We start from the raw sequence: 26,507 nt of genomic DNA, 5'->3' as shown, positions 1-26,507 counted from the left end.
GATTAACTATTTGTTAATTTTTGGGCGCAGATTGTTGTTCAATTTGTGAAGGAGAGCCGTTTAACCATTCCTTTAGTTCATCATTAAATACACCAGAGAATGGTATAGCAATAAAAGCGGCAATACTTCCAATCACAGCAAGCATAATCTCCCAATTAAATCTTTTTTGTTTCTCTGCGCTAGAATAAGTCACATTACTATTTGTGCCGACTGGAGCGTTAATTGTTGAATTTGAAATAACATTTGAATTGGAAATGTTGTTAGTAATCTTAGGGTCATCTTGCATTTTTTCTGTCCTCTTGTCTATGGTACTAAGTTGATTGGATAAATCTAAATTAGAGGGCTCTGGGATAATTAAAAATTGAAGAAATTCTTCTGGTGTAAAAGGTTTCCAGGTTTCACGGCGCATATTTTGTTGTGCATAAATCAGTGTTTCTTTTAATCTAGGAAGATGGGGCAACTCTTTGATAAGACGTTCAATTTCAGCACAAGCTTCGATAGTCTCTTTGTCTCTTAATTGTGATAGAGTTTGATCTCGAAACCATGTGATATTATCTCTAGGGCTAACTATATGAGCCATTGTTTCATTACGGTGATCTAGATCTTCATCATAAGGATATTGATGGACTAACCAGACATATAAGTCTGCAATTTGCTTTTCATTTAAGTCAAGCTTGATTCCACTTAAATTATAAGAAGCGGCTAATTCAAATGCCTCGCGTCCAAACTGCTCATCTGCCGTAATCTTTTCCCAGATTACATTCCAGGTATCTGGATCTGAATAAGTGATAAGTGCTTTAATGGCGAACAATGCTTTTTGTCGTTCACTATCAAGTTCACTATTAGTATAATTTCGTATTGTGGATAAAGCGATATCTTTGGCTTGAACAGCTCCTTGCTCAATAAGTTTTTCTAATAGCTTTCTAAATACGTTAGGCTTTAATTGAGAATCTTTTACTTTTTTTGTCAAGTTATTTTCTAATTTTTCATCCCAACACATCTCTAAGCGATCAATCACAAAAATATTATTATCTTGATTTTTTTGTCAATCAATTTTAAAAGCGTTGTCAAAAATTCATCTGGAGAATGGTGATATGAGAGGCTGACTAATTTTCGGCAATTTTCTCTTGGATTTGAGTCAATGAAACTATTAGGAACTGACAGGATTATGGGTGTCCATCTTTTCCATATATCCGTTGAAAAATTGTCTAAAATTCTTGGAGCTTCCGTCAAGATTAACTGTAATGCCTTGCAACCATACAATTCGGAAAAATTATATGTATTTGTTCCTATCCAGCTATAATCTATATCTGTTTGCTGTTGAATATATTGAATTGCCCCCTGAATAATTCTTTTTTTTGTTGCTTGCTCTGCTTCTTTCCATCCCGGAAGCTGAGTCAGATCTAATTCTAAGTTATGACCATAACGTTTGCTTTGTGGCAGTAAAGTCATTTCTCGATTTAGTCGCCACCATGCGGATAAATCTCCCGATTCTAACTGCTCTAAACAGTCAATAACTCTTTCTTTTGGTGGAGGATCTAGCAAGTTTGGCTTATTCCAGGAATTTCTCATTTTAAAATAATGATCACGTAATTGAGTCGCTTCTTCTGAGTCCAACTCAATTGGAGCAAAGTCAGAATAAAAAACAGTACTGAGAATAGAATTCTTTTTAGTAGCTTCAATAACATCAATTATCTGCCCTGTATTTCGGCGATCAAATATTATCTTAATTAGTTTAGCCCACATTCTTTGTTTTGTTTCATCGTTAGAATCTTGGAGTTTTTCTAACATCCAACTAACATCATTTGAGCTTACAATTGACTCTGTCATTGAGCTTGTTAAAAAATAAAAATCTTTATCTTCATTTTTCTCCGCAATCTTTTCAACCAAATTTTCAATAAGAGCATAACGCTTTTGATTGTTTCCCAAAAGTGATTCTTGAAATTCAGCTTGTAAACTTGGAGAATGGCTAATGATTTTCTGATGCTCTTTCCATTGTAATAATGCTACTTGCGTAAAACCCTCCAGTACTCCAGGAATGTCAAAGTGTTCCCATGCTTTTAACAGAATTGCATCTCCTAGTTCTTCAAATGGATGCCCAAAGCATCGCACACCTTGAGTTTTCAGCCAGTCGAGAGCAATAACTAAATCTTCGGAATCAAGTTGTGGAACTAACTCAGACTCAAGAAAATATCGATGCATTCCAAGCAAATTTATCCTTTTCGGTGGAGTGAGCGCCTGAAATAATTCTTCGGCTGTTAGTTGCCTTGGCCAGAGTGCTTTCAACGCATAGGCTTTTAGTTCATCTTCCTCATCTTCTAGTAGAGCATTGAGTACGAGTGGCTTTAACCTTAATTTTGTAGACAAGTCACCTATTGAACTAATAGCACGGGCGGCATTAACTCTTGCACTTATTGGTTGTGATAAATCAAGAGCCAGATCCGCTAATTCATCCTGAAGCTCAGAGAGATTACATTCTATGGCAATATCAATTGCTATCCTTCGTGTGTCCTCTTTCTTGCTGGAATCACAAATATAAGCTTTCAACTGCTCAGCTAGCTCAGAATGTTTTAATTTTGCGTAATTACGAACGTTGTGAAATCCTCGATCAAATAGTTTTTCTTCCTCATATTGCGCTAATAAACTAGCAACAATTGACGCTCGAAGCTCTGAATCGGTGGGTATATCGGTTTGCAAAAGGACGTCAGGATCAGTTCTAATTATCTCTTCAAACACATCATTTCTCATGGAAGCTAACCAAGCTGCCGTTTCATGAAGTTGTGGAATAAGCTTAGGATTGGAATCGGCAGAAGAGTAAAACAATGCCTTTATCTTTGATAAATCAATATTTTTTTGTGTCAAATACCAAGCAGCCAAAAACTCAGCATAGGTTTGGTGTGCCCATCCCATTCGATCCGATCCACGAGATGAAAATAAACCATTATCTAAAACTTCTTTAATTACTTCTTGAGTAACCTCAAATTCTTTTCCATTTGATCCTTCACAACCGAAACACAACTTTTGAAGAGGAACATCTTCAGCAGGAACTTGTTCCTGTCCAACGCCAGTCCACACAGCAAATTGGTTGGTAAAAATTGTCACAGCAGCAATTCGAGCTGCAATAATCAAACGTTGATCAATATCTAAATTGCCTGTCTCCTTTAAGGCATGACGACATTTGCTTACTTCTTCACAAAGACACTTACATCCCTCAAGATAAAATTCATAACGTTTCTGTTCTAGAGGAAATTGAGATTTATGACGGCGATAGGTGTTTAATAAAAATCTTAGAGAGATTGGTTTAATCGCTAGGGGTACAATATCCCTATCCCTTTGGTTAATTGCTTTCAGAAAGTCATCGGAAGAAAAACCTTCAGCTTCCACAGCGTTGATAACGTCTATACGGCGAAGTGGAGCTAGTTCATAATGCAAAGTTATCTTCTCCCCAAAAAGCCTTTAGACCATCCTCTAAAATGGCTGGAAACACGAAAGTTCGACAAGTTAAACGGAGATGAAGACGATTAATATGGCTTTGGTACTGAGGTTTCTTAAATTCATCTACCAATCCTATTGCCAGGTTTTTGATGCTCAAAAGCCCCTCATCAAGACTATCTAAAAACAGATAGAGGTGATGGCTGCCCTTTAACCAATTAATAAAAGTTTCATCCTTAAATAAATCCTCTCTTAAATTAGTAAAGGATCGAAGATTCAAGATTAGGACTTTGTTAGATTCGCAGATTGTTTTTTCGGTATATTTTTTCAGCTTTTCCAGTTCGTTGGTTTTTCCAATGCCAGGTTCACCTAATAAAATAAGGCAGGGGACATCAGTAAATTCCTCTAAACTAACTAAGTCTGGGTTACATGCTTTGCCCCATTCTGTATTTGGATCGTCTAAGTAACCGCCATCCCTCAGACTTATGTTGCCTGAGCGAGGACACCAGAACCGCTTCCAATTATAGTTTTGTTGCGACATGCTCAGCCGAACGGGAAAACTTTTTAACTTAAGGATAAATTTCTCTGAAACTTTATTAATTATAATCTATGTGCCCCTAGCATCAGGGATTAAGGCAAGAACACCATTTGGTTAATGTAGGGAGTCACAGGGGTATTGCCGTTATCTCAAAGATCCTTAAAAATTTCATTAACAGTTAACGATAACTGGGGAAACGTAGGGGACTGAATTGCCATAGAGCCTTCAAAATTACCGACTTCCTGATAATTCTCTGAAGCCAATTCTAAAACCAAAATTGATTGCGTTTGAGGATCAACAATCCAATATTCAGGAATGCCACAGGCTTGATATTGTTGACGCTTGGCAATGTAGTCCCGCTCCCGTTGCAATTCCCCCGGACTGACAACTTCCACCACCAATAAGGGCGGCAACATCGATAACCGAATCGTATTGCGTTTAGCTAATTGGGCAATATGCTCCTCTCGAATAATCGTCAAATCAGGAAAACGGTTTTTGGGCTCACCGTGAACCTCTAATTCCAAACCGTTGCCCCGCACCCGATCCGTGCCCAACATTAAGGCAAAAACAAGAAATAAACGATTGGCAATTTGAAAATTTAATCCTGACTCTGTTGGCACAGCAATTAATTCCCCATTGAATAATTCATAGAGTTGATCAGTATCGTCTTCGTAAGCAAGATACTCTGCAAAGCTTTTAAAGCGAGGCTGAAGCGCTAACATATGCCACCGTTTTCAGAGATAATTAGGCTTTTATTTTAACGATTTAGTGATTTTATGGCGATCGCCAAATTCGAGTTTCCTCGGCAAAATCAGGGCGAAGGCTTTGTATTGCGGACTTATTTGCCTCCAAGGAATCAGGCATTACTGATATTTTTCCTATGCAAGCGGTGACAGTAGGGGAAATAGTAGCGGGATATGCGAGAGAAATATTTGCTGGCGATAATTACACCGATTATCTCTACCCAGAGCAATCCACCACAGCGATCATCACCTACCACCCCAGTGCCAAATATTTCAGTACCTAACCTACTCTCCGGTAATGGCCAATCCTTCCACCCAAACCCGAGGACAGACTCCCCCTGGGGTAACTTCCGCTTCCGGTTCTAGGCAAACAATAGTTTTTAAAACTTCCAAAAAGTCCCCTGCCACCGTGGCCGCATCAATGCTTTGCTTTTCACCTTTGTTTACTAACCAGCCGTCAAAGGGTAGAGAAAAAGAACCCTGGAGAGAATTGACCCCGGCGTGGAGGGCTTGAAGTTTGTCTATGTAAACTACGTTTTCTGCTTTGTCCAAGCTATAGCTTTTTTCTGAAGCTTCCTCACTGTACACATGGTAGAAGTGGGCCCCGACGGTGATTTTAGCCCCGATGTTGGCGTGGCCGGTGGGCTGGGTACTAAAACGTTTGGCAGTGCCGGCACTGTGCAATAAGCCAGTTAAAATGCCGTTTTTGATAATGTCCACTCTCCGGGTGGGGGTACCTTCACCATCAAAGCGTTCCGCCGAAATATTGCCTGGGTGCAGAGCATCATCACTGACACAAAGCAGTTCACTGGCGATCGCCGTGCCGAGGGTTTCCTTAGTAGCTAAGGACTGTTTATCGAGGATGCTTTGGGCGTTGTAAAGATTAGAAAAAGCACTGAGCAAGCTTAAAAAGGCTCGGGGGGAAAAGACGACAGTATATTTACCGGTGGAGATAGGGCGGTAATCAAGATGGCTGAGGGTTTTTTCTTTGACTGTTTGCAAGCAACCATCAATGTCCAGGCTGGCTAAATCCCGGCTGATCTTCATTTCTCCGGCACTGCGGGGCTTTTTGCCTTCCTGTTCTGCCCGACTGTAAAGATAAATGGAAGCATAGGAACGACATTCATAGCGTTTAGCTCCAGCACTGTTGAGATAAAACCGCTCCGTGGTCTGTTCCGATAAACCGTTATAGGGCACTCCAGTAATGGCGGGATGGCTGGACAGCAAGTCCTGTTCTGCTTTGACCAATGTGGCAATTAAGTCCCCCATGGGGGCCGGTTCTGCCACGTCATTCTCTGCGCCACCGATGGGTACTTGGGCTTCGGGACTAAAGTCGGGAATATTATCGGTGATGCCAAAAGCACTGGCTTCGGCGGCGGTTTCCAGGGCTAAACTAATGCCGGCTTGGTCCAAATCCGTGGTGCTGGTTACCCCCACCAAACCCTTTTCGTTCCAGACTCGTACAATTACACTGGCCCGGTTTGACGCTTCCACCTGCTTCGGTTCTCCAGAATCAACCTCCACTCCGGCATCATCCACGGAAGAACCGTAGATGTCATATTGTTTAATTCCCAGTGCAGCGGCTCCCTGGTGGGCATGGTCGGCGATCGCCTGAATATCGAGCATAGTCTTGTGATTAGTAGGACTGAATAATTCCAATTTAACGAATGGACGGGGCCGGGAGCTATCAATTACCTCGTGGGTGGGGATGCCTTAACTAAGACTCAAAAATTTATCCAACGCACTTATCACGCTGGGAGGCCAGCGGCGAATTTGTTTCACCCAGTCCAGATCCTGGTAACGACTATCTACCCCCACAGCGGCCACCCAATTACTTTCCGCTTCCCCCTGTTGGCCATCTACCCAGAGCACAGCGGTGAGGGCGGCCCGCATATCCGCAAACATGGGATATTTTTTCACCAGACGACGCATGGTTTGAATAGCTTCGGTTTTTTGTCCCAATTCGTACAACGCTAGGGCAGTATTGGCCTGGGCAAAGGCAAAATTAGGGGCGATCGCCGTAGCTCGCTGAAAATCCTCTAGGGCAACGGTCCAATGGCCCAAACCCCCTTCCGCATTGCCCCGATTGTTGTAGGCAAAGGCATCTTCCGGATTAACAGCTAAAACCCTGTTATAGTCAGCGATGGCCGCGTTGAATTCCCCTTTCGCTTCCAAGGCAGTACCCCGGTTGAGGTAGGGGTCCGCTTGCCCTGGTGCTAACTCAATGGCTCGGTTAAAATCGGCGATCGCCTCGTCCAATTTGTTTTGGCTCACTCGGGAGTTCCCCCGATTACTCCACACAGCCGGATTCTGGGGAAACTTCTCAATCAATTCCGTCCAATATTTTTCAGCGGTAACAAAATCCCCCATTTCCGTGGCGGCAAAGGCTTGATCGGCGAGGCTATCCCCGACCTGTAACTCTTCATCGGTGACGGGACTGACATTGTCCGTTGCCCACACCGGGGCAGGGCAGAGAATTAGTAAACCGACCAGTAAAATTGCCCATAAAAAGGAGACAAGGAAAGGGAAATATTTTCGCAAAAGGGAAATCATCACAACAATGGGGTTTGGACTCTGGGGAAATCGGATGTAGCTATTCTAGATTTTCTCCGTGGAAATATTCAAACCATCGCCCCAGGGCTGGATTAACTTGAGGGGATTCACCTATGGGCGATCCCCCGGTGGCGGTTAGCCTAGTACGAAGTAGCGAAAAACCCTCCACCTGAAGGGTTTAGGTTTTCAGGAATTTTTGATTAGGTTGTAGAAGTTCCCTTTAATGCTCCTCGCCATGAACAGTACCCTATCCCCCATCACCGTAGCCGTGGGTGGTTCCCTCTGGTGGAATGGTTTCACCGCTGATTTCACCATTACCAATACCTCCAGCACTCCCCTCAATAGCTGGACCTATAGCTTCGACACGGTTCACAAAATTTCCGGTAATCCCTGGGGAGCTACATTCACTAGCGTAGATTTGGGCAATGGCATTACCCGCTATACCCTCACCGGGGCTGGCTGGGCGTCGAGTATTCCCCCCGGTGGTTCCGTCACCATTGGCTTTAACGGTGCCCAAGGTAAGGCGATCGGTAACAGTGGCTCTTTGACTTCTAGTCTGCTATTCACCAATGTTGATGCCAATACTGGGGGCCATGGGGGGGAACATCATCATCCCGACCCAGATCCTATCCCTGATCCCGTAGTTGATCCTGATCCTGTAACCCCTACCGATCCTGTGGTGGACCCTAATCCCAACACTGATACCGGCAGAGTTTTTGCGATCAATCCTGCAGCCGCCGATATTATCGGTTTCAATCCCGCTTTGGATAGGTTGGATTTTGGCGATGTGTCGGTGCATAACCTCATCGTTGGTAAAACCAGTACTGGGGAAGTGGCTATTATCAATCCCTGGGCTTGGACCCCCGAGTTTCAGGTTATTCGGGGAGTCAGTTTTACCGATCTGACGGCGGCAAATTTTGGCATTGTGCAAAACGAGCATTTACGGCAGGACATTGGCGGGGTAATCTCCTGGGAATTGGGTTTGGGAGCGAGGAATAGCAACACCGTTTATGTTCGTTCCCATGAGTATGGAGTGCAGGAACGCATTGAGAATTTTGACCCTACCACCATGAAGCTGAGCTTTCTCTACTACGGCACAAGGGAAAGATTGACTGTCAGCGATGCAGCGGAGGGTTTGTTAATTGCCACCCAACCCACAGGGCAAACTTTATTGCTGGTGGGAATTACCCGTAGTCAATTGATTCCCGCCAATTTGGAATTTCACCATGACCAGGTGGTGGAAGACCGACTAGAAGATGCTTTTGGGGTCACGGTTGATCAAGTTACCATTGTTAGCCGCACTGGTTTAGCTACGCCCGAGGGGCCAGCGGGGCAAATTACCGACGGTCATCAAAGTCGTCCTGGTAATGGCTTAACCCCCATTGGTGGTGGGGAATTTAGCGGTGGGGCTGGAGGCCATGGCAGTGGCGATGACCACAGTCACCATGATCATAACTACGGCGGCGGTATGGACAACGGTTCTGGCCCGGACGATGGCATGGGGGGAGGCACTACCGAGCCTCCGGTAACTGATCCCGGTCCAGTTACTCCCCCACCCCCTGATCCCGTTTTTCCCAATAATCCCTTTACCGTCACGGTGGCCGGCAATCGTTGGTGGAATGGCTTTACAGCGGAATTAACTGTAACTAATGTTTCGGGGAGTCAGTTAAATAATTGGAGTTTCAGCTTCGACACTGTCCATAAAATTTCCGGTAGTCCCTGGGGGGCCACGGTTCAAGGTACAGATCTGGGGGGAGGTGTCACTCGCTATACTGTTACCGGCAGTGAATGGGCTGCTTCCATTGCCCCTGGCGGTGCGGTCAAAGTTGGCTTTAATGGTACCCAAGGAACGGTGATCGGTAATGATGGCGGTTTAAATGCTGATCTACTTTTCCTCGGTGGTGGTATTGTCGGCCAAACTGGCACAGGTTCCGGTAGTAATGGAGGGGAAACCCCCACTAATCCTAATCCCCCCACTGACCCGATTAACCCTGACCCTAATCCCGTGGATCCTCCGGCGATCGCCAATGGGGAACATAATTACGGCGAAGCCCTACAGAAATCATTCCTATTTTACGAAGCCAACCGTTCCGGGGATTTGGATGAAAACACTAAACGCATTGACTGGCGCGGAGATTCTGGCTTGAGGGATGGTCGGGATGGCATTTATTTTGGTGGGCAAAACAGCGGTAATTTGCAGGCCAGTTTGAGCCTGGATTTGACCGGCGGCTACCACGATGCGGGGGACCACGGCAAATTTGGCTTACCCCTCGCTTCTACTTTGACCACCCTGGCCTGGGGCGGTGTGGAATTTAGCGACGGTTATCAAGCTAGCGGTCAAATGGATGACCTCCTGACAACCATACGGTGGGGCACAGATTATTTGCTCAAAGCCCACGTTACCAATGCCAATGGGGAAACCGTATTTTTTGTGGCTCAGGTGGGAAATGTGTCGGCGGATCATTCTCTGTGGAGTGCCCCGGAAAGTCAAACCATTGCCCGGCCAGCTATGGCCGTCACTCCCGATAAACCGGGCTCCGATGTAGCAGCGGGATCGGCGGCGGCCCTGGCGGCGGCTTCCATTCTGTTCCGAGAAGCGGGGGATTTTGCCTATGCCGATGAATTGTTGGTCAATGCCCAATCTTTGTATCGTTTTGCCGACACCTATCGGGGTAAATATTCTGACTCCATTCCCGAAGTGCGGAACTATTACAATTCCTGGAGTGGCTACGAAGATGAGTTGGCCTATGGGGCGGCTTGGTTATCCCGGGCGGTTAGTAGTGCAGGGGGAGATGGTTCTGCCTATCTCAATCAAGCCCTAAATATCTACAACAGTTCCATCGGTGGACTGAGCAATGGCTGGACTCACAATTGGGACGATGCTTCCTATGGCACGGCGGTAATCCTAGCCCAAGACACCGGCAATCAAGCCATCAAGCAAGATGTGACCCGCTGGTTAGATGCCTGGGTCAATGGTACCGATGGAGTACAAATCACTGACGGTGGGCTACGATTCATCAGTCAATGGGGTTCTTTGCGCTATGCCGCTAACACGGCAATGTTAGCAGCGGTGTACTCGGATGGTCTAACTGATCCCACCGGGAAGTATGCCCAGTTGGCCCAGGACACAGTGGATTACATTTTGGGCAGTAATCCCCGTAATGCTAGCTATATGGTGGGCTACGGCAATGATTTCCCCCAACAGCCCCACCATCGGGCCGCTTCGGGAGTAGGCTGGGACGGTTTTCGTAACGGTTTGCCCAATGAACACATTTTGTTTGGTGCCCTTGTGGGAGGCCCCACTGCCGCCAATGATTTTAGTTACAACGATTCCCGGGATGACTACATCAGCAACGAAGTGGCGATCGATTACAATGCTGGCTTGACTGGAGCCTTGGCTTGGTCTGTGGAACAGTTTGGCGGTAATCCCCTCACGGCGGCCCAGTTAAATGCTTTGCCAGGTATTTCAGTACCCCAGGGGATGTAGAAAAACAAGGTCAGAATACCAAGGGGAGAACGGCAACTCCCCACCATTCCCTAATTTTTGCCGGCAATCAGTGAATGGAGAGTCTTAACACTGGTGGAGCCTACGGCGATGTGACAGTAAAAGTCAATCCAGCATGGTCAACTAAACGCTGAATTAAATCCTGACCAAAGCTAGCTGCAGGAGTCCAAAAACCGCCTTGGAGAGATGATTGGGGTTTATCTTTGGCCAAACACAATGCAGCTTGGGCTAATATTTTTGCCGTGGAACCATAGCCGGGGTCTTGATCACCTGTAACTTTGACCATGAGGGAATGGCCAGAGGCAGTTTATCCCCAAAAACGTAAATCATAAAAGCCTTGTTGTTGATCTTCTTCGGTGGGGCCTTCTCCTGGTTTAGGTAAAACTTGGGTTAATAACCACCGACTAGGGGCGATCGCCAAAGCAAGGGCCATGAGGTCCAAAGTCCATTTCATTCCCTGGGCTGCTAGCCAACCTGCTATGCCTTGCCCTGTCAAGATCCCTTCGTCATAATGGAATCCTTCACCATAGGCCTGGTTTTGGAGGGCATTGGAACGTAAGACAATCGGGGTGTTAATGCCGGCCATCACAAAGGGCGTAATCCACCCATGAAAGAGGGGATCATTTTGCACAGGGATGAGGGTAGGGGGATGGTCAGACCCGTTATTAGGTTTAAAACAAAGGATATAGGGATTGCTGAGGGCCTGACGGGTGGAAGGATCGGCGATCGCCTCTTGGATTAGGTTGATGCCACTGGCGATCGTGCCTCCGGAAATGCCACCTTGGGCTGTTTTAACTCTCATTTTGACCCGGATGCAGGGTTCCCCCCAACGCCGTTGACTTTGTTGTTGTAAGTAATACACCCCTAGGTCAGAAGGAATAGAATCAAAACCGCAACAATGGACAATGCGAGCCCCCGATTGCTGGGCGATCGCCTCATATTTTTGGATCATTTGTTGCACCCATTGGACTTCCCCCGTGAGATCGCAGTAATCTGTGCCGGTGGTAGCACAAACTCGGACTAAGGTTTCCCCATAAAGGGCATAGGGGCCCACCGTGGAAACCACAACTTTGGTTTGGGAACACAGAGCGGTGACGGCAGCTTCATCTTCAACATCAACCACAAAGGTGGTCAAATGAGCAGCTTGAGGACTAAGGAACTGCACCAAACGATCAAGTTTGGTTTGGGAACGGCCGGCGATCGCCCAGTTTTTCCCTGCCGCAGTTTCCCAGTGGGATAGCAAATATCGACAAACAATCCCACCGACAAATCCCGTCGCACCCAAGATTATGAGGTCATATGGTAATGGTTTTGTCATAGAGTTTAACGGCGATTGACAGGTTGAATGGTACAAAAAACTAACTATGGGATGGTCTAGATTGATATACTGGCGGTCGAGTCTTAGATTTACCTTGATGTCATTTGCTCATGAGGCTTCCCGGATGATGTGCCCCCAGAAATGGTTTAAACGCTTATTACCCATGCTTTTGGGCATTTGCTGTTTGCTGACCGGCTGTGTCGATTATGATGTGGGCATTCATTTTCCTGAGCAACATTATGGGGAAATTGTCCAACATATTACCCTGGGGGAACAGCTAACCACCCTGAGCCAAGCAGAGGCTGACCGGTGGCTGAAAAGTTTAGACCAGCGGGCCAAGGACTTAAACGGCCACACCGATCGCCCTTCAGAGGAAACCCTTGTGGTCACCATTCCCTTTGGTAGCGGCCAGGAGTTGGTGGAAAAGTTCAATCGCTTTTTTAATCCCCAACCCCCCAAAGGACGGCGATTGCCAGAGCCAGACCAGTTAGATTTACTTAATTTGAAAGCGGAACTAGCACTAGAACAAAGCAATTGGCTATTGGTGGATCGCAATCACCTCAAGTTGACTGTGGACCTACGGGCCCTGGGGGTTTTATCCAACCAAGGCAACATTATCCTTAGTCCCGGCTCCCTAATTGATCTGAATTTTAATTTACAAACTCCCCTAACTCTCCAGAGTTCCAATGCTCCGGGGGAAGAACTGGGCACAGAAGTACCTGGGCAATGGCAGTTAAAACCCGGACAAATTAACGTTATTGAAACGAGCTTTTTCGTGCCTAGTTATTTGGCGATCGGCACCATTTTGATAGTCGTCCTTTGTTTAGGGGGTTTTTACCTCAAATATGGCCGCTGGCCCGGAGTGATTAATAGCAACTTTGAGGGGGCGTAAAGGCTCAAATTCCAGTAACAAATTGCCAGCTAACCATTAGCGCCCTAGGGTTAACTCTTCTTTTTTACCCAAAATACCTTGGGGTCGCCATACCATTAACACCATTAAAATTAACCCGATAACCATTACCCGCAAAGCTCCGGCCTGACTCTGGTCTAGGAAAGGGATTTGGGGTAACAAAAACCTAGTCAAGGAATCATAGGCCCAGAAAATGATCGTACCCAACACAGTGCCTGCATTACTGCCCGCTCCCCCCAACACCACAATGATCCAAGCGTTAAAAGTCAGTAAAGTGTCAAAATTACCGGGGTAAATACTGGTTAATTGCCAAGCAAATAATGCCCCTGCTAAACCGGCGATCGCCCCGCCGGCCATGAAGGCTTGCAACTTATACCAAAAGACATTTTTGCCCAGGGCCCGGGGAATTTCTTCGTCTTCTCGAATCGCTTTGAGAATACGACCCCAGGGAGAATGAACCCAAAACTCCAAACCGGCATAGGTAAGAGCAAGCAAAGTTAAAGCTAATAACATTAATCCTGCTTTACCAGAGTAGTTATACAAGGAAACCACCCCGGGAACATAGGCAGTTAAAATCAGCACTGTGGTGATAATTCCCCAAACCAGCAAAGCCCAAAGCTTGCGGGGCTGATAACTTTTGCCTTGAATTTTCTTACCCTCTTTCCACTGTCTTAAGAGGCTTTTGATTAAAATACTTTCTGCATAAATAGCCAGAATTGTGAGCCAAATAACAAACACAATCCGGCTCAATAGGGTGGGGTTAAAGTCCATCGGCCAGGGAAAACTTTGCACCCCAAAAGTCCCCTGGGTTAACCATTCTTCATTGTTGGCTATTAAACGAATTAACTCGGAAACGCCGATAGTGACGATCGCCAGATAATCTTCTCTTAGTCGCAGAGTAGAAGTGCCAATGAGCAAACCCAACGCCATGGCTAATCCCATCCCCACCAACACAGCCAGGGGAATGGGCCAACCCCGTAAACTTAGCAAAGTGGTGGCATAGGCCCCCAGGGTCATAAAAGCCACATGGCCAAAATTAATTAGCCCAGCGAAGCCCCATTGCAAATTCAAACCCAGGGCAAAAATGCCATAGGTGGCGGCGGAGGTGATCAAAAAAATCAGATAGCCAAAGTTCATAGGATTGAAGAAAGCAATGATTTTCGGCTAAGGTGCCTAGGGTTTATTCTGACCACCGTTGGGAGCTAGTTCTGCAAGGGTTTACACCGTGGTGATGTCCTTTTCCTTGGCAGCCAACAATTCATCAATGCGCTTGGTGGATTGATCGGTTAATTTTTGGATTTCTTCTTGCAAATCCCTGGCTTCATCTTCGGAAATGTCCGAATTTTTTTCCTGTTTTCTCACTTCATCCACTGCGTCTCTGCGGATGTTACGGATGGCCACTTTGCCTTCCTCGGCTAATTTACCAGCCACTTTGACCAATTCTTTACGGCGCTCCGCCGTGAGAGGAGGAATATTCAAGCGAATTACTTTACCGTCGTTGTTGGGAGTTAGTCCCAAGTCAGACAGGGAAATGGCCTTTTCGATGGTGCCAATACTGCCCATGTCGAAGGGCTGAATCACGATGGTGCTGGCGTCGGGGGTGCCAATGGTGGCCAGGGATTTTAACGGAGTTTCAGCTCCATAATATTCGACACTTATCCGGTCTAGCAGGGAGGCATTGGCCCGGCCGGTGCGGATGGTATTGAAGGATCTCTGGGTCGCTTCAACACTTTTTTGCATGTGGTCTTTGAGTTCAGCTAACTGCACAATTTTCTCCAACTAACGTACCGACTGCTTCGCCTTTGATGGCCCGTACAATGTTACCGGGAACCCCTAGGTCGAAGATCATAATGGGAATATTATTATCTTTGCATAAGGCGATCGCCGTGCTGTCCATGACTTTGAGATCTTCCGCCAACACATGGCTATAGGTCAAAGTGGTAAAACGGCGAGCTTTGGGATTCGTTTTAGGATCAGAGTCGTAGACCCCGTCCACCTTAGTAGCCTTGAAAACTACTTCCGCATCAATTTCAGCGGCCCGGAGAGCGGCGGTGGTGTCGGTGGTGAAAAAAGGATTACCGGAACCAGCCCCAAAAATTACTACCCGACCCTTTTCCAAATGACGGATTGCCCGACGGCGAATATACGGTTCCGCCACCTCCTGCATGGCGATCGCCGTTAGCACCCTGGTGGGAATGCCCATTTGTTCAAGGGCGTCTTGGAGGGTCATGGCGTTCATCACCGTGGCAATCATACCGATGTAGTCGGCGGTGGCCCGGTCCATACCGGCAGCAGAGGCCTTCACTCCCCGGAAAATGTTGCCTCCCCCTACCACAATGGCCAACTGCACCCCAGCCTGGAGAACATCTTTGATTTCCTGGGCGATCGTCCCCACCACAGCGGGATCAATGCCGTAGCCCAGGTCTCCCATAAGGGCTTCACCGCTCAATTTCAACAAAACTCGCTGGTAACTCATGCCGCCATCACCATTGATACATTGATATAAAAAACTAGAGAAGAGGGCTTAAACGCAAAATTCCCCCCATACCATAGCACCCAAGGGGAACCTGCAACGATTTTTTCAGATGTCCAGTATCCCTTCGGCGCTCAGCAAGGGGTTTGAGTGTCTACCAATGGTTATCCCTTCGGGGAGACTTTTCTACAGGAAGATCGGTTTGAGGAAATTTGAATAATACTATCTGTCCTGCTATTGCTATTGTTCAATTAGATCCGCTTCAGTATATTCGGGTAAGTTATCATTTTCTAAATCTCTCATTGCTTGTGTTAAAAAAAACTGATGTCATTGTTGATTTACTTGAATTTCTTCCAGAATAATAGACGCTAAAACTTCTTGTTGATCTGATTTCTACTAATAGATTTTATCTAAACTTTCGTTAAATTATAGATAAATTACATTATTTTGCTCAAGTTTAATATATTTTCTTTTTTGTAACTCAATAATAATTTCATTGATTTCACTGTCAGAAATCCCACCCTGGAATTGAAACATAGATTTTATGGAATTAATTAATGAACTTTTTTTGTTGGTTTTAATTTTCGTAGTCTTTCAATAGCCTATTTAATAGTGTCTATCTCTTTTGGAATTTTTCTTCTGTTTTTGAACTATATTTAATAGGTTGTGAGTCGGTTCGACTTTGAGGATTAAAATTCTCTTCTTCTTTTCTTGCTGCCTGTATTAACAATTGTGCAAGACGTAATTTATCTCTATAGTTTAGTTGCTGACAAGCTAAGACAATAACTTCGTAGTTCATTGTGCTTTTTTTGTGAAACGACTACTTTTTTTGAATTTTACTTGAATAAGCAAACCTCAGACAACTAGGAAAATGATTCAGTCCCCCTTACAATAGATGAGCAGTTTTGCCCATATCCATCAAGCTAGTCTGAATGCAACCTACTGATCCAACCAAATTTACTGAGCAAGCCTGGGACGCCATTGTTAAATCCCAAGAAGTGGCCCGCCGTTATAAAAACACAAATTTGGAAGTGGAACATATTCTGCTAGCACTGTTGGAGCAGGACAAGGGCTTGGCCGCCAGGATTTTCCAGCGCGCCGGGGTGGATGGCGAGGGTCTGAGGCAACAGTTGGAAATTTTCACCAATCGACAACCCAAACAGGCTTATGTAGAACAGCTTTACCTTGGACGTAGCTTAGATGTGATGCTAGACCGGGCCGATGCCGCCCGCAGTAGTTGGGAAGATAAATTCATTTCTGTTGAACATCTATTGATGGGTTTTGCAGAGGATGACCGGATGGGGCGTAAAACCCTGCGTACATTTAACCTTGACCCCCAGGATTTGGAACTGGCCATCAAAGCGATCCGGGGTTCCCAAAAGGTGACGGAGCCCAATCAGGAAGAAAAATATGAAGCGCTGGATAAATACGGGCGAGATCTGACGGAGCAGGCTCGCCAAGGTAAATTAGATCCTGTTATTGGTCGGGATGAGGAAATCCGGCGAGTAATTCAAGTCCTGTCCCGGCGTTCCAAAAATAATCCCGTGTTAATTGGAGAACCGGGGGTGGGCAAAACGGCGATCGCCGAAGGCTTGGCCCAACGAATTATCAATGGCGACGTACCGGAATCGCTAAAAAATCGTCAACTGATTTCCCTAGACATGGGCAGTTTAATTGCAGGAGCTAAATATCGGGGGGAGTTTGAAGAAAGACTGCGGTCAGTGATGAAAGAAGTGACCAACTCCGATGGGCAAATTATTTTATTTATCGACGAGGTTCACACTGTAGTGGGGGCTGGTGGTCGGGAAGGTTCTGGCTCCATGGATGCGGGGAATTTGCTTAAACCCATGTTGGCTCGGGGGGAACTACGGTGCATCGGGGCCACTACGTTGGACGAATACCGCAAAAACATCGAAAAAGATCCTGCTTTAGAAAGAAGATTTCAACAGGTCTATGTCAAGCAGCCCAGCGTGGACGACACCATTTCCATCCTGCGGGGTCTAAAGGAAAAATATGAAGTGCACCATGGGGTTAAAATCACCGACTCCGCCCTAGTAGCCGCCGCCACCCTTTCCCATCGCTATATCCAAGACCGATTTTTGCCTGACAAGGCGATCGATTTGGTGGACGAAGCGGCCGCCCGATTAAAAATGGAAATTACCTCTAAGCCGGTGGAATTGGAGGATATTGACCGACGCTTAATGCAACTGCAAATGGAAAAAGTTTCCCTGGAAGGGGAAGAAAAACGTCCTGGTTTAGGAGCTGACAAATCTTCCAAAGAAAGGCTAGAAAAAATTCAGCAGGAAATTACTGAATTGGAGGGCCAGCAACAGGAACTATCAGGACAATGGCTTTCTGAAAAGCAAATGCTGGAGGAAATTAACACCCTCAAAGAAAAGGAGCAAGAGCTAAGACTCCAGGTAGAAAAAGCTGAGCGGGCCACTGATTGGGAAAAGGCCGCCAAAATTAAGTACGGAGAGTTAGAAGTCCTCCAACATGACATTGAAGAAAAGGAAAGTAAATTACTAGAAATTCAAGGCTCTGGTAATACCCTTTTGCGAGAGCAGGTAACGGAATCGGACATTGCCGAAATTGTTGCCGGTTGGACAGGCATTCCCATGAATCGGCTCATGGAAACGGAACGGCAAAAGTTATTGCAACTGGAAGGCCATTTACATCAAAGGGTGATTGGGCAAACGGAAGCTGTGGCAGCGGTGTCTGCGGCTATTCGACGGGCGAGGGCCGGCATGAAGGACCCCAGTCGTCCCATCGGTTCTTTTCTCTTTATGGGGCCCACCGGGGTAGGGAAAACAGAATTGGCCAGGGCCTTGGCTGGCTTTTTATTCGACAGTGAAGAAGCCATGGTGCGCATCGACATGTCGGAATATATGGAAAAACATGCTGTTTCCCGTCTCATTGGGGCTCCCCCAGGCTATGTGGGCTACGAGGAAGGGGGACAGTTATCGGAAGCAGTGCGCCGACGGCCCTATTCCGTGGTTCTTTTAGATGAAGTGGAGAAGGCCCATTTAGACGTATTTAACATTCTTTTGCAGGTGTTGGACGATGGCCGCATCACCGATTCCCAGGGACGAGTGGTGGATTTTTGCAACACCATCATTGTCATGACCAGTAATATCGGCAGTGACCATATTCTCAGCCTTTCCGCCGACGATGCTGATTACGACAAAATGCAGAAACAGGTGCTCCAATCCCTACGGAAACATTTCCGTCCGGAATTCCTTAACCGCATCGATGACCTAATCATTTTCCATACCCTGAAACGGGAGCAATTGCGGCGCATTGTGGTCCTGCAAATTAAACGCATTGAAAGGCTATTGGACGAGCAGAAAATCACCCTTTTCCTCTCTGATGCAGCCCTTGATCATATTGTTAATGTCGGCTACGACCCCACCTATGGAGCTAGGCCACTAAAGCGGGCAATTCAACGGCAGTTGGAAAATCCCATTGCTACCAAGATTTTGGAAAATGTGTTTGTGGCTGGGGATAAAATTTTAATTGATTGTGTGGATAATCAATTGATTTTTGATAAAGAAAGGGAGCCGGAAGCAGTTTGCCAAGAACCAGAGGAAATTGTCCCGGTAGCGGAAGTCGAGGTTCTTTCTCCGTAATCCCACTTCTTTATATCGTCTACTCTATCGCTCTTCTATTAGTGTAGTCAGGAAGTTTTCAATATCTAAATTTACTTGTCCAATGATAGCTCAAAGGGTTCCTTCTAAGTGTTTAAACGGCGATCGCCAAACCAAAAGGTTAAGGTATTGCCCATAGGATCATAATAAATGTTTATTTCCAACATAGAATTGTGATTTCATAACAATTTTATCAGCCCAGCTTGTTCAAAATGATGATCACTTGTGAGTGCTTCGTTAATTTTATTTTGTTTCATGATGATGAAGCTAGAACAATCCACTAAACTCCAATTCTTATCTTCACGTTGAGTTAATAATTCCCAGGCGTAAGAGTCAATTATTTGATCGACATGAATAATTTGAATAAAGGGTGATTTTTTAAGACTCTGAATAAAGGCGATTACTTTAGCTTTGGGAATACGGAGAGGACTAGAGAGTAGTGCAACTAATTCACAAATAATATAGTTTGTGGTGATAATTTTATATTTCTGGGAACGATGCTCATGATATATTTCAACGGCAAGATTATGATAGGGCTGACTAATATCAATCAGATTTGCCCAACCTGATGTATCTACAAATAGTTTAGTCATGATGATTTTCTTGTAATTCTTGGCTTAAATAATAATCGTGATTTTCTCCCCAATCAGGAATATTACTTTGAAAAGCTCCAATGAATTCATCCACAGGATCATCAATAATTTCTAAGTCTTTTTCTAAAAATTCTGTGGCAATTTCCTCAGGCGATCGCCCTGTTTGAACTGCTAAATTTTGTAACGTTTGATAAAGTACAGAAGAAAGTTTTAGGGTAATAGTGTTCATTATGTTAATAGTCTCTTTGATACACAGGAATAATGAAATTCTTGCCTGCGCTCTCAAGAAATTGGTAAATAGGAATTTGTTGAACTTGCATAAAAAATTCGGTCAATTTTCGACTTACTAGAAGACAATACTTAGGACTACCAAGTCTGACTACCATAATAAAACAAGTTTTAGACAAAAGTATTTTTGGTACATGAGACTTTGTGAAGCTGAGGGATTATTAAATTTTGGTAGGGATATCTTCCTCGGTTAAGCGGGACTCCAAATCTGTTTTGACTTTTTCTAAATCTACCCCTTCCCATTGGTGTAGCAACACGTATAAACAAGGAATTAGAAATAGAGTCAACAAAGTTGCTAGGGAGAGACCAGAAAAAACCACAATGCCCAAGGGTTGCAGTAATTCCGAGCCTTGACCAATGCCCAGAGCCAGGGGAAACATTCCCAACACGGTGGTGATGGTAGTCATTAAAATGGGGCGTAATCGTTGGGGAGCTGCCCGCAAGATAGCGGCTTCCCGGCTGATGCCCTCCTGGACCCAGATTTGATTGGCTAATTCCACCATAATGATGGCGTTGTTGACCACAATACCCACTAGGAGAACTGTGCCCACAATTACCGTGGCCCCGATCGCCGTTTGGGTGACGTATAAACCCAAAATACCCCCAGCCAAGGCTAAGGGGAGAGTGAACATAATCACCAGGGGATCGAGGAGGGAATTGTATTGCACCGCCATGACCACAAAAACGAGGAACGCCGCCAAGCCCCCTAAAACCACCAGGGAAGACTGTAATTGTTCATTGCTAGCGGCCGCCGTACTGGGGAGTCGGGAAACCCCAGGGGGTAACTCCATGGCAGATAAAACTTGATCCACCTGTTCCAAGGCTTCACTGAGGCGGGCCCCTTCCACTAAGGTTCCGGCAATTAAAAATACCGGCCGTTGGTTAATGCGCTGAATTTCCCCCGGTGCTCGGCCTTGGTCAATACGGGCCACGTCCCCCAAACGAATTGGGCGATCGCCATCAATAAATAGGGGAATTTGGGCCAGGTCTCCAGGGCCAGAGAGGAGGTCATTGTCCAATTTTACCCGCACGTCCACCAGGCGATTTTCCCGTTGCAACTGAGTGGGTACCGCCCCATCTAAGGCAGTTTGGATGGTTTGTCCGATGGCTTGGGTGGTTAAACCTAGCTCCGTTGCCCTAGCCCAATCCGGCAGAATTTGTACTTCCGGTTGTCGGGGATCTGCATCGGGACGAAAGCGGGCCAATGTCACTTTTTCCCCCAATTCCGCCAACACGGCCCGCCCCGCCTGATCTAACCCATCAGCATCATTGCCCTGCAGAATTACATCCACATCTACATTACGCAAGGGCGAATTACTCAAAATTAAGCCTCGCAACTGCCCCGGCGCTACCCGCAGGCGAATATCCACCAAGTTCAATGCTTCTAGTTCCGCCGTAACCCGCTCCGTAAAAGCTTCCACATCAGTATTGGGTTTAAGAGTAATGGTGCTGGAACTACGGAGGGCATTGGCATTGACATTGCTACCAAAGAGAAAGCCCCCCACGGTGGTAAAGGCATATTCCGTTTCCGGTTGGTTAATCAGAATGTCATCCACGATCGCCATCAGACGTTTGTTGTCTTCCAAAGGAGTGCCGGGGGGAAACTGGGCAAACATGTTGGCTTGCCCAGTGTTGATGCGGGGCAAAATTTCCTGGGGAATTTGTTGGATCATCCAAATACTGCTGCCCCCAAAAACGATGAAAATGCAGGCTACAGCCACCAGTCGATGGCGGATCAAAATGGAGAGGAAACGGGCGTAGGCCGCTGTGGCTCCTGCAAAACGTCGATTAAATTCCCGAAAGAAAAACCAATTACCTAAACCACTCCGTTGTCGAATAGCCAGTAAACGGGAAGCGGCCATGGGCACTAGGGTTACCGCCACCAGGATGGAAGCCGCCACCGCAAAACTAATGGTTAAAATTAATTCGTTAAAAATCAGGGCAATGAAGCCACCGATCATTAAAAATGGCAACACCGCCACCAGGTTAGTGCTAGTGGAAGCCACCAAAGCTGACTCCACTGTTTGACTGCTGGCGATCGCCTGATGCCGCATTTCCCCTTTAGTCAGGGGTACCGAATTAACTTTGCCCGGGGTCATGCCCGCCCCTTCGGCAATGGTTTCCAACATCACAATGGAGTTATCCACCACAATGCCTACCCCCAGAGCCAAGCCCCCCAAACTAAAAACGTTCAGAGATAGGCCAAAGGCCTTCATGACAATAATGGCCGCCATGGTGGCCAGGGGAATGGCCAAGACAATGATTAGCGTTTGCCGCAAAGAGCCCAGAAAGAGTAAAACGGCGATCGCCGCCAGGGTAGTGCCAATGAGCCCGGACACTACGACATTGTTAACCGAGTTACGAATAAAGACCGAATCATCCAAGGTAGTGGTAAGTTCTGCCTCCTGGGGAATAATCCCCTCCCTGCGTAACTCATCCAAGCGTTTTTTGACTCCATCCACCACTTCAATGGTGTTAGCCTCTGGTTGTTTCTGCACACTCACTTTCACTGCGGGGCTACCGTTGAGGGTGACAAAAATTCGTTCCTCTTCTGTGCCATCAATAATATTAGCCACATCCCGTAAATAGACTTTTTGGGCGGGTTGTCCGTCCGGCCCCGGCACCGTCCCCACTACCAAATCCTCAATTTCCTGGGCTGAAGCAAACCTTCCCACCGTACGGGTGAGGGGTTCCGACTCCGTGCCGACAATTCTGCCCCCAGAAATATCCACATTGCGACTTTGCAAAGCATCCAAAACCTGGGTTAAGCTCATCCCCGACCGCTGTAGCCGTTGTAAATCGATATTTACCCGCACCTCCTCTTGGGCCGCCCCCGACACATTCACCGATGCCACCCCCGACACTACCCCCAGTTCCCGGGCTAACTCTTCCTCTGCAAATACCCGCAACGACGGCCCCGACAATTCTGGGGAAGTCACCGCAAACTCGTACACCGGCAATTGGGAAGGGTCAAACTTAAATAATCGGGGCGTTTCTAAATTATCCGGTAGTTGATTGCGGGCTCGGTTAAAAGTCGCCGTGGCATCATTCAATGCCTGGTCAATATTTCCCCCGGGCTCGAAAAATAGATCGAGACTGATCTGCCCCTCCCTGGTCTGGGAATAAACCTGAACCACTCCCTCCGTGGCCGATAGGGCCGCTTCCAGAGGTCGGGTAATTTCATCCACCGCCACTTCCGGAGAAACCCCTGGGGCATCTAGTCGCACCCCAATGCGGGGATAGGTGATGGAAGGTAACAGATCTACTGGTAGGGAAAAAACTGCAAACACCCCCAACACAATAATGGCCAGGGTGAGCATGAGGGTAGCAATGTGCCGACGGATGGCCAGGCCACTCAGGCTAAAAGCAGAATTGGGGGAGGACATGGGCTTGGAAAAGATGGGGAGTGGGGGTAGAAACAGTCGCTGGCGCTAGGGAAAGATTAGGCAGTTAAGCTTAGGAAAGGAATATAAATGGGGCGAAATAAAACAACCATTGACCAACCCCTCGCAACTGGCTATTTCTCTGATAGCACGCTGAGACGAATGGGACTGTCTGGTTGTAAAGGTCTGCTACTACGGACAACAAACCGTTCCTGGGGAGCTAGTCCTGCCACAACTTCCACTTTGCCGTTGGCAATTTCTCCGAGGGTGACCGATCGCCGTTCCAGTACGTCTTTTTCTCCCTCCTTGGTCACCACAAAGATGGCATCTTCATCGACAATGGCGGATTCCGGCACCACTACATTGGTGGCATTACTAGCACCAAAGCTGATCCGAGCTAACAATCCGGCCCCAATTTTTTCGCCGGGATTATCCATGGTTACTTCCACCGGCACTAAGCGGGAACTAACATCGGCCTGGGGGGAAATACGGGTTACCACCCCGGTAAAGCTCTCGCCAGGAAAGGCATCTAGCTTGACACTAACTTGTTGTTGCAACGCAATTTGGGCTAATTGCAATTCCGATACCTGCACGTTAATTTCTAGCTGACGAAAATCCCCCAGTTGCAAAATTTCCGTCCCCGGTTGCACTAAATTGCCCGATTCACTCGATCGCCGCAATACCCTACCAGGAAATGGGGCCCTGACGGTGGCGTATTCCTGCCTCGTTTGCGCCTGGTCAATGGAAGCCCGTTGGGCATTCATCTGGGCCGTGGCCGCCCCCACCCTCTGTTGTTCAATCTCTACCTGGGCGATCGCCGAATTGAGTATTTGGGACGCAGTTTTGGCTGCTGTTTTAGCTTGGCTCAATTGTTGACTGGCACTGGCCTGTTCGTTGCGTAAAATTTCCTTGGCTTGGCGGGCTCTGGTTTCTGCCTGTTCAGCCTGTTGGACACCGCCAGCTCCCTCTTCGGCCAGTAAACGGAAGCGAGCAGCATCAGCCTGGGTTTGATCCACTTCCAGCCGGGCTTGTTCAATGCGGGCATTGAGGGACGTTTCTAACCTGGTAATGTCCGCCTGGGCCTGTTGCAGTTGGAGACGGGCCTGTTCCACCCGAATTTTGGCGTCACCCACCTGACTTTGGGCGGTCAAAACCTCCGAGCGTTGGGCCATTTTTTCCGCTTTGGCTTGGTCTACCGCCCCCAGCAGTAAATCATCTTCAATTTCTGCTAGCACTTCCTCGCCCTTCACCCGATCGCCCACATCCACCAATAACTTTTGCAAGCGTCCTTCAATTTGGGACTTGATGGAAACCTCCCGCACTGGGGCAGTGGTGCCCGTATATTCCAACTCTCCCCCCAGGTCCCCGGGCTTAGCCAAGGCCACATCCACGGCGATCGGCTGGTTTGATTCGTTATTATCCGTTTGGGCTTTGACGTTCTGCTCCCAGAGATTACCGCAACCCATAAGGGAAAAACTCAATAGACTTAGGAGGGATAACTGTCGCCGCAGACACTGATGGGAGAAGTACTTATTCATAGAAATGGTGGGAGGAAAAATTAGTACTGAACCAGTGATCCAAGTCAGGGAAGAACCATGGTCCCAGGGAAAAGATCGGTTTAATAAGGCCCATGGACCTAGGACTAACCAGTAATGTTGCTTTACCTTAACAAAGTAACAAACAACTTTACAAAACTCCCCCAGGAGGTGGCCGATTCTGATTCCATCTGTGCCAGTTAACTTCTCTTTGTTTTTGCCTGTGCAAGCGCCAAGTCGAGATCCTAGCGAAAGAAATTGGGCAATTGTGACCATTTGTGGCGATCGCCGGACAAATAGAGGAAAGTGGCATTAAACTTTTGTTAGCCCCTGTGCTTGCTTTGGCTGTGGGTTAAGAACTTATAGGAGCATTAAAGTCATGGCATTGGAATACATGATCGAAGATCTGATGGAGCAGTTGGTGGAAATGGGCGGCTCCGATATGCATATTCAAGCAGGGGCACCAGTTTATTTTCGAGTAAGCGGCAAATTAGAACCCATTAACGAGGAAGTTTTAACTCCCCAAGAAAGCCAGAAGCTGATCTTTAGCATGCTCAACAATTCCCAACGGAAAGAACTAGAACAAAGTTGGGAATTGGACTGTTCCTATGGGGTGAAGGGGCTAGCTCGTTTCCGCATTAACGTCTATAAAGAACGGGGTTGTTATGCCGCCTGTTTACGGGCCCTCTCCTCCAAAATCCCCAACTTTGAACAATTGGGACTCCCCAACATTGTGCGGGAAATGGCAGAACGTCCCAGGGGATTGATTCTGGTCACAGGACAAACAGGGTCTGGTAAAACCACCACCCTAGCGGCAGTTTTAGATTTAATTAACCGCACCAGGGCCGAACATATTCTCACCATCGAAGACCCGATTGAGTATGTGTTCCCCAATGTCCGGAGCTTATTTCACCAGCGGCAACGGGGCGAAGACACCAAAAGTTTTAGCAATGCTCTGCGGGCCGCCCTACGGGAAGATCCAGACATTGTCCTGGTGGGGGAACTACGGGATTTAGAAACCATCGCCCTCGCTATCACGGCGGCGGAAACTGGGCACTTAGTGTTTGGTACTTTGCACACCAATTCTGCCGCTAGTACCATTGACCGGATGCTGGATGTGTTTCCTGCTAATCAGCAGGCCCAAATCCGCGCTATGCTCTCCAACTCCCTATTGGCGGTGTTTGCCCAGAATTTGGTTAAGAAAAAAGCCCCCAAACCTGGGGAATTTGGCCGGGCCCTGGTGCAGGAAATTATGGTCATTACCCCGGCGATCGCCAACCTGATTCGCGAAGGAAAAGCGGCCCAGATTTATTCCGCCATTCAAACCGGGGCCAAGTTGGGCATGCAGACCATGGAACAAGGCCTGGCCACATTGGTGGTATCGGGGGTAATTTCCCTAGAAGAAGGTTTGGCTAAGAGTGGTAAGCCCGACGAACTGCAGCGATTGATCGGTGGCATGGCCCCCCAGCCCGCCGGCAAACGTCGTTAAATAACCTAAATACCCTGTTGGCAACTGCTTATCAGTTTTCATATTCGATCACCACTGATTATCTGATCAATCACCCAACCCAAGCCTAGTAAATCCAGTG

General features: G+C 46.9%; 20 protein-coding genes and 1 pseudogene. 5 read left to right on the top strand and 16 right to left on the bottom strand.

Going from position 1 to position 26,507, the window contains the following annotated elements; genetic code table 11:
* Positions 1–13: 13 nt before the first annotated feature.
* From IQE94_RS11900 to IQE94_RS11885, 4 genes are all read right to left on the bottom strand, one after another.
* On the bottom strand, positions 14–1,018 hold the full coding sequence (locus tag IQE94_RS11900; RefSeq protein WP_223342019.1) for a hypothetical protein: 1,005 nt from the start codon (positions 1,016–1,018) through the stop codon (positions 14–16).
* The gene (locus tag IQE94_RS11895; protein WP_223342018.1) at positions 1,015–3,432 is read right to left on the bottom strand and encodes an NACHT domain-containing NTPase; all 2,418 of its coding nucleotides are present in this window, start codon (positions 3,430–3,432) and stop codon (positions 1,015–1,017) included. The genes IQE94_RS11900 and IQE94_RS11895 overlap by 4 nt, the downstream gene beginning before the upstream one ends.
* Positions 3,422–3,973 carry a hypothetical protein gene (locus IQE94_RS11890; protein WP_223342017.1) on the bottom strand — a complete coding sequence of 184 codons (552 nt, stop codon included), beginning with the start codon at positions 3,971–3,973 and terminating at the stop codon, positions 3,422–3,424. Before IQE94_RS11890 ends, IQE94_RS11895 begins: the two co-directional genes overlap by 11 nt.
* Positions 3,974–4,119: 146 nt before the next feature.
* A complete protein-coding gene (locus tag IQE94_RS11885; RefSeq protein WP_212718593.1) occupies positions 4,120–4,692 on the bottom strand; it encodes a Uma2 family endonuclease in 573 nt (190 codons plus the stop codon).
* A gap of 48 nt (positions 4,693–4,740) precedes the next feature.
* Between IQE94_RS11885 and IQE94_RS18895 the strand changes: the two are divergent.
* Positions 4,741–4,997 (top strand): annotated as a pseudogene (locus IQE94_RS18895) (hypothetical protein); the annotation flags it as partial.
* A 1-nt stretch (position 4,998) separates the two neighbouring features.
* Here the strand turns inward: IQE94_RS18895 and IQE94_RS11875 are convergent.
* Together IQE94_RS11875 and IQE94_RS11870 are read right to left on the bottom strand one after the other, a co-directional pair.
* Positions 4,999–6,339 carry a TldD/PmbA family protein gene (locus IQE94_RS11875; protein WP_212718591.1) on the bottom strand — a complete coding sequence of 447 codons (1,341 nt, stop codon included), beginning with the start codon at positions 6,337–6,339 and terminating at the stop codon, positions 4,999–5,001.
* 87 nt (positions 6,340–6,426) lie between these two features.
* A complete protein-coding gene (locus IQE94_RS11870; RefSeq protein ID WP_223343225.1) occupies positions 6,427–7,266 on the bottom strand; it encodes a tetratricopeptide repeat protein in 840 nt (279 codons plus the stop codon).
* Positions 7,267–7,501: 235 nt separating this feature from the next.
* Here IQE94_RS11870 and IQE94_RS11865 point away from each other — a divergent pair, with 235 nt between their 5' ends.
* Positions 7,502–10,753, top strand: a complete 3,252-nt coding sequence (locus IQE94_RS11865; protein ID WP_223342015.1) for a glycoside hydrolase family 9 protein — start codon at positions 7,502–7,504, stop codon at positions 10,751–10,753.
* A 100-nt stretch (positions 10,754–10,853) separates the two neighbouring features.
* Here the strand turns inward: IQE94_RS11865 and IQE94_RS11860 are convergent, their stop codons facing one another.
* The gene (locus IQE94_RS11860) at positions 10,854–11,057 is read right to left on the bottom strand and encodes a hypothetical protein (protein ID WP_223342014.1); all 204 of its coding nucleotides are present in this window, start codon (positions 11,055–11,057) and stop codon (positions 10,854–10,856) included.
* 21 nt (positions 11,058–11,078) lie between these two features.
* Entirely contained in the window at positions 11,079–12,089 is a 1,011-nt protein-coding gene (locus IQE94_RS11855) for a trans-acting enoyl reductase family protein (RefSeq protein ID WP_223342013.1), read from the bottom strand.
* A 97-nt stretch (positions 12,090–12,186) separates the two neighbouring features.
* Between IQE94_RS11855 and IQE94_RS11850 the strand changes: the two genes are divergently transcribed.
* Positions 12,187–12,981 carry a DUF3153 domain-containing protein gene (locus tag IQE94_RS11850; RefSeq protein ID WP_212718584.1) on the top strand — a complete coding sequence of 265 codons (795 nt, stop codon included), beginning with the start codon at positions 12,187–12,189 and terminating at the stop codon, positions 12,979–12,981.
* Between the two features lie 36 nt (positions 12,982–13,017).
* Here the strand turns inward: IQE94_RS11850 and IQE94_RS11845 are convergent, their stop codons facing one another.
* The 4 genes from IQE94_RS11845 to IQE94_RS11830 form a co-directional block, all read right to left on the bottom strand.
* The gene (locus tag IQE94_RS11845) at positions 13,018–14,136 is read right to left on the bottom strand and encodes a branched-chain amino acid ABC transporter permease (protein WP_212718582.1); all 1,119 of its coding nucleotides are present in this window, start codon (positions 14,134–14,136) and stop codon (positions 13,018–13,020) included.
* Positions 14,137–14,217: 81 nt separating this feature from the next.
* Complete coding sequence (gene frr / locus IQE94_RS11840; RefSeq protein WP_194016852.1) at positions 14,218–14,766, bottom strand: ribosome recycling factor; 549 nt, start codon at positions 14,764–14,766, stop codon at positions 14,218–14,220.
* On the bottom strand, positions 14,753–15,475 hold the full coding sequence (gene pyrH / locus IQE94_RS11835; protein WP_194016874.1) for a UMP kinase: 723 nt from the start codon (positions 15,473–15,475) through the stop codon (positions 14,753–14,755). The genes frr and pyrH overlap by 14 nt, the downstream gene beginning before the upstream one ends.
* Positions 15,476–16,088: 613 nt before the next feature.
* Entirely contained in the window at positions 16,089–16,271 is a 183-nt protein-coding gene (locus IQE94_RS11830; protein ID WP_212718578.1) for a hypothetical protein, read from the bottom strand.
* A 133-nt stretch (positions 16,272–16,404) separates the two neighbouring features.
* Here IQE94_RS11830 and clpB point away from each other — a divergent pair, with 133 nt between their 5' ends.
* Positions 16,405–19,101 carry an ATP-dependent chaperone ClpB gene (clpB, locus tag IQE94_RS11825; RefSeq protein WP_212718576.1) on the top strand — a complete coding sequence of 899 codons (2,697 nt, stop codon included), beginning with the start codon at positions 16,405–16,407 and terminating at the stop codon, positions 19,099–19,101.
* A gap of 197 nt (positions 19,102–19,298) precedes the next feature.
* Here clpB and IQE94_RS11820 read toward each other — a convergent pair whose 3' ends face one another.
* The 4 genes from IQE94_RS11820 to IQE94_RS11805 all read right to left on the bottom strand — a co-directional run bounded on the left by IQE94_RS11820 (position 19,299) and on the right by IQE94_RS11805 (position 24,921).
* Positions 19,299–19,712, bottom strand: coding sequence for a type II toxin-antitoxin system VapC family toxin (locus IQE94_RS11820; protein WP_212718574.1), 414 nt, complete (start codon positions 19,710–19,712; stop codon positions 19,299–19,301).
* A complete protein-coding gene (locus IQE94_RS11815) occupies positions 19,705–19,941 on the bottom strand; it encodes a hypothetical protein (RefSeq protein WP_212718572.1) in 237 nt (78 codons plus the stop codon). The genes IQE94_RS11820 and IQE94_RS11815 overlap by 8 nt, the downstream gene beginning before the upstream one ends.
* A 220-nt stretch (positions 19,942–20,161) precedes the next feature.
* A complete protein-coding gene (locus tag IQE94_RS11810) occupies positions 20,162–23,386 on the bottom strand; it encodes an efflux RND transporter permease subunit (protein WP_212718570.1) in 3,225 nt (1,074 codons plus the stop codon).
* A 131-nt stretch (positions 23,387–23,517) separates the two neighbouring features.
* Positions 23,518–24,921 carry an efflux RND transporter periplasmic adaptor subunit gene (locus IQE94_RS11805; RefSeq protein ID WP_223342012.1) on the bottom strand — a complete coding sequence of 468 codons (1,404 nt, stop codon included), beginning with the start codon at positions 24,919–24,921 and terminating at the stop codon, positions 23,518–23,520.
* Positions 24,922–25,297: 376 nt separating this feature from the next.
* Here IQE94_RS11805 and IQE94_RS11800 point away from each other — a divergent pair, with 376 nt between their 5' ends.
* Positions 25,298–26,407, top strand: coding sequence for a type IV pilus twitching motility protein PilT (locus IQE94_RS11800; RefSeq protein WP_223342011.1), 1,110 nt, complete (start codon positions 25,298–25,300; stop codon positions 26,405–26,407).
* Positions 26,408–26,507 lie beyond the last annotated feature (100 nt).

The sequence above is a fragment of the Synechocystis sp. PCC 7339 genome (assembly GCF_019924095.1).
Classification (GTDB): Bacteria; Cyanobacteriota; Cyanobacteriia; order Cyanobacteriales; family Microcystaceae; genus Synechocystis.
This window is presented reverse-complemented; position numbering and strand designations above follow the sequence as displayed.

What these genes read in the sequence shown, in the direction of transcription:
- IQE94_RS11890 (WP_223342017.1), bottom strand. Translation starts at nt 3,973, where the DNA reads ATGTCGCAACAAAACTATAATTGGAAGCGGTTCTGGTGTCCTCGCTCA.
- IQE94_RS11885 (WP_212718593.1), bottom strand. Translation starts at nt 4,692, where the DNA reads ATGTTAGCGCTTCAGCCTCGCTTTAAAAGCTTTGCAGAGTATCTTGCT.
- IQE94_RS11875 (WP_212718591.1), bottom strand. Translation starts at nt 6,339, where the DNA reads ATGCTCGATATTCAGGCGATCGCCGACCATGCCCACCAGGGAGCCGCT.
- IQE94_RS11870 (WP_223343225.1), bottom strand. Translation starts at nt 7,266, where the DNA reads ATGATTTCCCTTTTGCGAAAATATTTCCCTTTCCTTGTCTCCTTTTTA.
- IQE94_RS11865 (WP_223342015.1), top strand. Translation starts at nt 7,502, where the DNA reads ATGAACAGTACCCTATCCCCCATCACCGTAGCCGTGGGTGGTTCCCTC.
- IQE94_RS11860 (WP_223342014.1), bottom strand. Translation starts at nt 11,057, where the DNA reads ATGGTCAAAGTTACAGGTGATCAAGACCCCGGCTATGGTTCCACGGCA.
- IQE94_RS11855 (WP_223342013.1), bottom strand. Translation starts at nt 12,089, where the DNA reads ATGACAAAACCATTACCATATGACCTCATAATCTTGGGTGCGACGGGA.
- IQE94_RS11850 (WP_212718584.1), top strand. Translation starts at nt 12,187, where the DNA reads ATGTCATTTGCTCATGAGGCTTCCCGGATGATGTGCCCCCAGAAATGG.
- IQE94_RS11845 (WP_212718582.1), bottom strand. Translation starts at nt 14,136, where the DNA reads ATGAACTTTGGCTATCTGATTTTTTTGATCACCTCCGCCGCCACCTAT.
- pyrH (WP_194016874.1), bottom strand. Translation starts at nt 15,475, where the DNA reads ATGAGTTACCAGCGAGTTTTGTTGAAATTGAGCGGTGAAGCCCTTATG.
- IQE94_RS11830 (WP_212718578.1), bottom strand. Translation starts at nt 16,271, where the DNA reads ATGAACTACGAAGTTATTGTCTTAGCTTGTCAGCAACTAAACTATAGA.
- clpB (WP_212718576.1), top strand. Translation starts at nt 16,405, where the DNA reads ATGCAACCTACTGATCCAACCAAATTTACTGAGCAAGCCTGGGACGCC.
- IQE94_RS11820 (WP_212718574.1), bottom strand. Translation starts at nt 19,712, where the DNA reads ATGACTAAACTATTTGTAGATACATCAGGTTGGGCAAATCTGATTGAT.
- IQE94_RS11815 (WP_212718572.1), bottom strand. Translation starts at nt 19,941, where the DNA reads ATGAACACTATTACCCTAAAACTTTCTTCTGTACTTTATCAAACGTTA.
- IQE94_RS11810 (WP_212718570.1), bottom strand. Translation starts at nt 23,386, where the DNA reads ATGTCCTCCCCCAATTCTGCTTTTAGCCTGAGTGGCCTGGCCATCCGT.
- IQE94_RS11805 (WP_223342012.1), bottom strand. Translation starts at nt 24,921, where the DNA reads ATGAATAAGTACTTCTCCCATCAGTGTCTGCGGCGACAGTTATCCCTC.
- IQE94_RS11800 (WP_223342011.1), top strand. Translation starts at nt 25,298, where the DNA reads ATGGCATTGGAATACATGATCGAAGATCTGATGGAGCAGTTGGTGGAA.